The organism is Fodinicola feengrottensis (assembly GCF_010993775.1).
Taxonomy (GTDB): Bacteria; Actinomycetota; Actinomycetes; order Mycobacteriales; family HKI-0501; genus Fodinicola; species Fodinicola feengrottensis.
Map to the genome: position 1 here is coordinate 45,853 of NZ_WOTO01000064.1, position 6,657 is coordinate 52,509.

Here is a 6,657-nt window from a genome sequence, read left to right on the forward strand (position 1 = left end):
CACATAGTAGGTTACCGTCGGTAGGAAGTAGCTGGCCCATCCTCTGAGAGGACACCTGACCGTGACTCAGACACAGCGCGAGACCAGCGCGGCGGCGACCGAGACAGGGCCGCGCCGGGTGCGGGTGGCGATCGTCGGCAGCGGCTTCTCCGGCATGGGCGTGGCGATCAAGCTGCGCGAGGCGGGCATCGACGACTTCGTCATCCTGGAGCGGGGTGCGGACTTCGGCGGCACCTGGCGGGACAACACCTATCCGGGCGCGGCCTGCGATGTGCCGTCACTGCTCTATTCGTTCTCGTTCGCACCCAATCCGGACTGGAGCCACGCTTTCTCACCGCAGCCGGAGATTTTCGCGTACCTGCGGCGATGCGGCCAGCGGTACGGGCTCTACCGATTCGCCCGGTTCGACCACGAGGTGCGTGGTGCGGCCTGGGACGAGACGAGCCGGCTCTGGCGGATCGACACCTCGCAGGGGCAGTACGAGGCGAGGGTGATGATCAGCGCGGTCGGCCCGCTGTCCGAGCCGTCCCTGCCGGACATCCCGGGAATCGAGAGTTTCCAAGGAAAACTGTTCCACTCGGCGCGCTGGGACCATGAGCACGACCTGACCGGCGACCGGGTCGCGGTGATCGGGACCGGCGCGTCGTCCATCCAGTTCGTCCCGCAAATCGTCGACAAGGTGGGAAAACTGCACCTCTTCCAGCGCACCGCGCCGTGGATCATCGGGCGCTCCGAGCGCCGGCTCTCGGCGGTCGAACACAGGACGTACCAGACGTTTCCGCTGGCCCAGAAAGCGGTTCGAGCCGGCATTTACTGGAGCCGTGAGCTTTTCGTACTGGGGTTCGCGAAAAACCCGAAGCTGATGAAGGTCGCCGAGCGGCTGTCTCGCCGGCACCTGGTCAAGCAGGTGCCGGACCGGGCGCTGCGGAAGAAGCTGACCCCGTCGTACACGATGGGCTGCAAGCGCATTTTGTTGTCGAACAACTACTACCCGGCGCTGAGCCGTCCGAACGTGGACGTGGTTACCGACCGGATCGTGGAAATCCGGCCGCATTCGGTGGTCACCGCGGATGGCACCGAACGGGAGATCGACACCCTCATCCTGGGCACCGGATTCCATGTCACCGACATGCCGATGGCGCAGTGGATCACCGGCCGTGACGGTGTTCTGCTTGCGGACGCCTGGAAAGATGGCGTGCAGGCGTACAAAGGCACGTCCGTGAACGGTTTCCCGAACATGTTCATGATGATCGGGCCGAACACCGGCCTCGGGCACAACTCGATGGTCTACATGATCGAGTCGCAGCTGAACTACGTCCTGGACGCGATCAAGTACGTCAGCCGGCCAGGAGTGTCCGATGTGGACGTGAATCCGGCCGCTGAGTCGCAGTTCAACGTGGACGTACAGAAAATGCTGGAGGGCACTGTCTGGACAACTGGCGGGTGCGTCAGTTGGTACCTGGACGACAACGGCAAGAACACCACGGTGTGGCCGACGTTCACCGCTGTTTTCCGGCAGCAGACGCGGCATTTCGATTCGCAGGCGTACGAGGTGCGCTCGACGCCCGCGCTGGTGGACGCCTGACCGACCGGTTCCGGCCGCCGCGGGTGTGACAAACCTGCCCGGAACAGGACCTAAGATCCCCTGATCACCGGACCAGGGGAGTGCTGTGGCAGCGGACGAGAAGGCCGATGGCCTGCAGGCGCGGGCGTTGCGGCCGTGGAACGTGCTGGCGATCGCACTCTCGGCGATCTCGCCGACCACGTCGGTGTTCCTGGTGTACGGCTCGGGGCTGTCCGCCGCTGGCACCGGGATCGTCTGGGCTTTCCTGATCGGCGGCGTGATCGCGCTCGGCATGGCGCTCTGCTATGCGGAGGTCGGGTCGGTCTTCCCGTCGGCCGGTGGCGCGTACACGATCGTCCGGCGAGCGCTTGGGCCGGTGTGGGGCGGTATGACCGGCATCCTGTTTTTGGTGCTGGGCCTCACGTCTACCGCCTCGATCCTGGTGGCGGCGGCGACTTATCTGTCGTCACTGATCCCTGGCGGGCTGCCGGTCGGCTGGGTCGCGCTGGCGATGATGGTGCTGGTCACCGCACTGTCGGTGGGCCGGATCAGCCCGGCGAGCTGGGTCGCGGCAGCGATGCTCGGCCTGGAACTCGCGGTCATTCTGGTCTTCACCGGCTTCGCGTTCGTACACGCCGCACCGGCCAACCACCCGTTCACCGCACCCGTCATTGCCGGCGACGGGGGAGCGCTCGGCGCGGTCGGCCTGGCTGGGCTGCTGGCCGCGGTCGTACCGGCCCTGTTCGCCTTCAACGGGTACGACTGGCCGCTCTACTTCGCCGAGGAGTCGACAGGCACCCGTCGTACGCTCCCGCGAGCGGTCGTCCTGGGTGCCGGAATCGCCGTGGTGGTGGAAATCCTGGCCGTGGTGGCGGCGACGTACGCGATCGGCGATGTGGCCAAGACGGCCGCCGACGAGTCGCCGCTCTCCCTGATCGCCCACCAGGTGATGGGCCCAGTTGGCGCGACCGTACTGATCGCCGGGGTGGTGGTGGCGATGTTCGACACCGGCCTCGCGGCGAACCTGGGCTATGCCCGGATCTACTACTCGACCGCCCGCGACGGTCTGCTGCCCGGTCCGATCGGCCGGTTCTTCGGACCGTGTCGCCGCGGTCGAAGGTGCCCGTACGCGCCTTCGCGTTCCTGTTCGTGGGCAACGCGATCCTCTGCGTCTACAGCAGCCTTAACGACCTGATCACGTTCACCGGCGTGGTCATCGTGACGATCTACCTGCTGGTGGCCGTCTCCGCGATCGTCTGCCGGATCCGCGACCGCAGCCTGGCCCGCGCGTTCAGGATGCCGCTCTGGCCGTTGCCCCCACTGATCGCCATCGCCGGTGTCGTTATCGCGCTGACGCAACAAAAGCCGCTGAACCTGGCGATCGCCCTCGGCCTCGCCCTGGTCTCGCTCATCGGCTACTTTCTCGTACGCCGTCGCCTCCCCGTTCGCCTGCCCTCCTCGAACTAGTGTCCTGGGTTCCGCGCCGGAGCCGCCGTGCCAAATCACCGAGAGGCCACTAGCGTCTGTGCATTGTGGACGTAACTGAGCCGACCGAGATCGAGACCCCCCGTCCGGCATCGCCGGCGTGCACTGGCAGGCCGCCGCGTGGTGCGGCCGGCCTGCTGGTGCTCGGCCACGGCGCCGGCGGCGGGGTGGACGCGCGGGACATCGTCGCGGTCGCCAAGGGCGCGGTGGAGTCCGGATTCGCGGTCGCGCGGCTCACCCAGCCGTACCGGATGGCCGGCCGGAAGGCACCCGCGCCGGCGGCCCAACTGGACGCGGCGATGGCCGCCGTGGTGGCCGAGCTGGTACGAAAGCACCGGACGCTACGCGGGAAGCCGCTGATCCTCGGTGGCCGGTCCAGCGGCGCCCGGGTGGCCTGCCGGACGGCCGCGAGCGTCGGCGCCGCCGGGGTTCTCGCGCTCGCGTTTCCGTTGCATCCGCCGGGAAAGCCGGAGAAGTCGCGAGCCGAGGAGCTGCTCGGCGTGGACGTACCGGTGCTGGTCGTACAGGGGGAGCGGGACCCCTTTGGCGCACCCGACGAGTTCCGCGCGCTGAAGCTGCCGTCGACCGTACGGCTGCATGTCGCCGCAGCGGCCGACCATGGCCTCAAGGTGCCCAAAGCGCATCCGCCAGCGCTCCCGGATGTGGTCACCACGGCCACCGCTTGGCTCGCAGCGCGGCTCTGAAAACGGCCAGGAGAAACGTCACTCCCGCGACGGTTCGAAACCGGGTTAGTGTTTGCAGGACAGGCAAAGAGATTCGAGGAGGCGGCATGGATCCGGTTGTCACGGTACGACAGGGAAAACTGCGTGGCCGGTCGCACGACGGCGTGAGCGCGTTCCTGGGGATCCCGTACGCGGCACCGCCCGTTGGTCCGGCTCGTTTCCAGCTCCCCACCCCAGTGGCCAGCTGGGACGGCGTCCGCGACGCGCTGGCTTTCGGCCCGACACCACCCAAACCCGTGCTGCCGGCCAGCCCGCTCACCGGCCTGATGCTGGACCCGGTCATCGAAGGTGACGGCTGTCTCAATCTCAACGTATGGACTCCGGACCCAGGCGGGTCCGGGTTGCCGGTGATGGTCTGGATCCACGGTGGCGCGCATTCCGGGTCGGCTCGTCCGCGGTGCCCTCGTACGACGGGACCGCGTTCGCCCGCGACGGGATCGTCCTGGTCAGCATCAACTACCGGCTCGGGGTAGTCGGTTTTCCGGTGTTGCCGGACGCGCCGGCCAACCTCGGCCTACGCGACCAACTGGCCGCGCTCGCCTGGGTGCAGGACAACATCGCCGCGTTCGGCGGCGATCCCAGCCAGGTGACCATCTTCGGCGAGTCCGCTGGCGGCATGAGCGTGGCCAGCCTGGTGGCCGCGAAAGCCAGTGCCGGCCTGTTCCAGCGGGCGATCGCGCAGTCCGGGTCCGGGCAGATCGGGGCATCGCTGGAGGACGGCGCGAAAATCGCGGCCGAACTGGCCACCAAGCTCGGCGTCGAACCGACCGCCGCCGCGTTCGCCGAGGTCGACACCACTGCGCTGTTCGCGGCCCAGCAAGAGATCGCGCTCGAGTCCGCGGCTGACCCGAACCCGCAGCGCTGGGGTCGGTCGATCGTGGCCGCGGCGATGCCGTTCATCCCGACCATCGACGGCGATCTGCTCTCCGACCTGCCCGTCAACGCGATCGCCGGTGGTGCCGGCCGGGACGTGGACATGATGGTCGGCACGGTGACCGAGGAGATGCGGTTCTTCCTGGTCCCGACCGGCATACTCCCGGCGGTCACCCCGGAAGCCGTCGCCGGCTACCTCCGGGGCCGCGGCTGGGACGAAAGCATCGGCCAGACGTACGCGGCGGCGAACCGACCGGACGGGTCGTCTGGTGACGTTTTGAGCGCGATCATGACCGACACCTACTTCCGAGTGCCCACCCTCCGGCTCGCCGAAGCCCGCGCGGCAATCGGCCGGCCCGCGCACGTCTACGAGTTCGGCTGGCGGACGCCGGTTCTGGAGCTCGGCGCGTGCCACGCGATCGAGCTTGGCTTCGTTTTCGACACGCTGGACACTCCGGACCTGCCCGCCGCGCAGTCCCTGACCGGCGCCGACGCACCGCAGGCGTTGGCCGGCCGTACGCATGCGGCCTGGGTCGCTTTCGGCAGGACCGGCGACCCTGGCTGGCAGCCGTACACGCCCGATGGCCGCTCGGTGATGGTCTTCGACGACCCGACCACAGAGGTCGTCGACGACCCGCGTGGCGACGAGCGCAAGGCCTGGGACGGCCTGGTCTGAGTCGGTGACTCCCGCCCTCGCGCGCCGGCTGGGCACCGGCGACGCGGTCGTCATCGGGCTCGGCTCGGCTCGATGATCGGTGCGGGGGTCTTCGCCGCCTTCCCGCCGGCCGCCCGCGCAGCCGGCAGCTGGCTGTTGCTCGGCCTCCTGTTCGCGGCGGTGGTGGCGTACTGCAACGCCGTCTCGTCCGCCCAGTTGGCCGCGGCCTACCCGGTTTCCGGCGGTACGTACGTCTACGGCCGCGAACGGCTCGGCGACGGCTGGGGCTTTGCGGCCGGGTGGAGCTTCGTGATCGGCAAGACGGCCTCCTGCGCCGCGATGGCGCTGACTTTCGCCTCGTACGCGATCACCGGGCCGGGCCGTGGTGGGCGCAGCGGCTGCTCGCGGTCGCCGCTGTGCTGGCGTTGACCGCCTTGAACTACCGGGGTGTCCGCAAGACCGCGGTGGTGACCCGCCTCCTGGTCGCCGGCACGCTGACCGCGCTGGCCGTCGCGGTCGGCGCGATCCTGCTCGGCGACCCGCTCTCGGTCCACTGGCAAGGGCCTCCCACCAGCGTTTACGGCGTCCTACAGGCAGCAGGGCTGCTGTTCTTCGCCTTCGCCGGCTACGCCCGGATCGCCACGATGGGGGAGGAAGTGCGGGACCCGGCCCGGACGATCCCGCGGGCCATCCCGATCGCGCTGTTCGTCACCGTCGCCGTCTATTTCGTGGTGGGTGGCACGGTTCTGGTCGCGCTCGGTCGGCAGTCTCGGCGCGCTGCTGGCGCTGATCGCCGGCGTCGGGCGTACCTCCCTCGCGATGGCGCGCAACGGCGACCTGCCGCGCTGGCTGTCGGCGGTCCACGGGCGCTTCCAGGTGCCACACCGCGCCGAGATCGCGCTGGCAGCTGTCGTATGCACTCTCGTGATGACCGTTGACCTGCGCGGAGTTATCGGGTTCTCGTCGTTCGGGGTGCTCATCTACTACGCCATCGCGAACGCGTCGGCTTACACCGCATCGGCGTTGGCCCCGCGTGCTGAACGTGCTTGGCTCATCGCGGATCGGCGTTGGCCACCCTGCGATTGCGGTCGGATCGGCGGTGGCTATCGGGCTGGGCGCGCGGTATCTCGTCGGCGCTGACCCTTCAGCGGCGGATCGCGGCCTGCCGTACGCGATCGCGTCAGCAGGCCGAGGCCATCCAGGACCGCTCGAGGCCGAAGGCGAGCCCCTTGTCCTGCCCCGGGTCGCAGTCAGCGTACCTAGGGATGGAACTCGCCGCCGTGATCCGCGCGAGCCTCTGACGGACGCTAGACACTTACAAAACCGAGCGTTTTCCC

General features: G+C 68.7%; 6 protein-coding genes and 1 pseudogene. All 7 read left to right on the forward strand.

Annotated elements, in window-relative coordinates; translation table 11 throughout:
• Positions 1–61: 61 nt before the first annotated feature.
• Complete coding sequence (locus tag GNX96_RS40315; RefSeq protein ID WP_279582769.1) at positions 62–1,585, forward strand: flavin-containing monooxygenase; 1,524 nt, start codon at positions 62–64, stop codon at positions 1,583–1,585.
• An 85-nt stretch (positions 1,586–1,670) separates the two neighbouring features.
• The gene (locus tag GNX96_RS40320) at positions 1,671–2,759 is read left to right on the forward strand and encodes an APC family permease (protein ID WP_279582770.1); all 1,089 of its coding nucleotides are present in this window, start codon (positions 1,671–1,673) and stop codon (positions 2,757–2,759) included.
• On the forward strand, positions 2,714–3,031 hold the full coding sequence (locus GNX96_RS58965) for an APC family permease (protein ID WP_279582771.1): 318 nt from the start codon (positions 2,714–2,716) through the stop codon (positions 3,029–3,031). The genes GNX96_RS40320 and GNX96_RS58965 overlap by 46 nt, the downstream gene beginning before the upstream one ends.
• A 65-nt stretch (positions 3,032–3,096) precedes the next feature.
• Entirely contained in the window at positions 3,097–3,753 is a 657-nt protein-coding gene (locus GNX96_RS58970) for an alpha/beta hydrolase family protein (protein ID WP_279582772.1), read from the forward strand.
• Between the two features lie 86 nt (positions 3,754–3,839).
• Positions 3,840–4,265: a carboxylesterase family protein gene (locus tag GNX96_RS61795; RefSeq protein WP_313885910.1), complete on the forward strand. Its 426-nt coding sequence runs from the start codon at positions 3,840–3,842 to the stop codon at positions 4,263–4,265.
• Positions 4,190–5,341, forward strand: coding sequence for a carboxylesterase/lipase family protein (locus tag GNX96_RS40330; RefSeq protein ID WP_313885911.1), 1,152 nt, complete (start codon positions 4,190–4,192; stop codon positions 5,339–5,341). Before GNX96_RS61795 ends, GNX96_RS40330 begins: the two co-directional genes overlap by 76 nt.
• A 4-nt stretch (positions 5,342–5,345) precedes the next feature.
• Positions 5,346–6,364, forward strand: a pseudogene (locus GNX96_RS40335) (APC family permease); the annotation flags it as partial.
• Positions 6,365–6,657 lie beyond the last annotated feature (293 nt).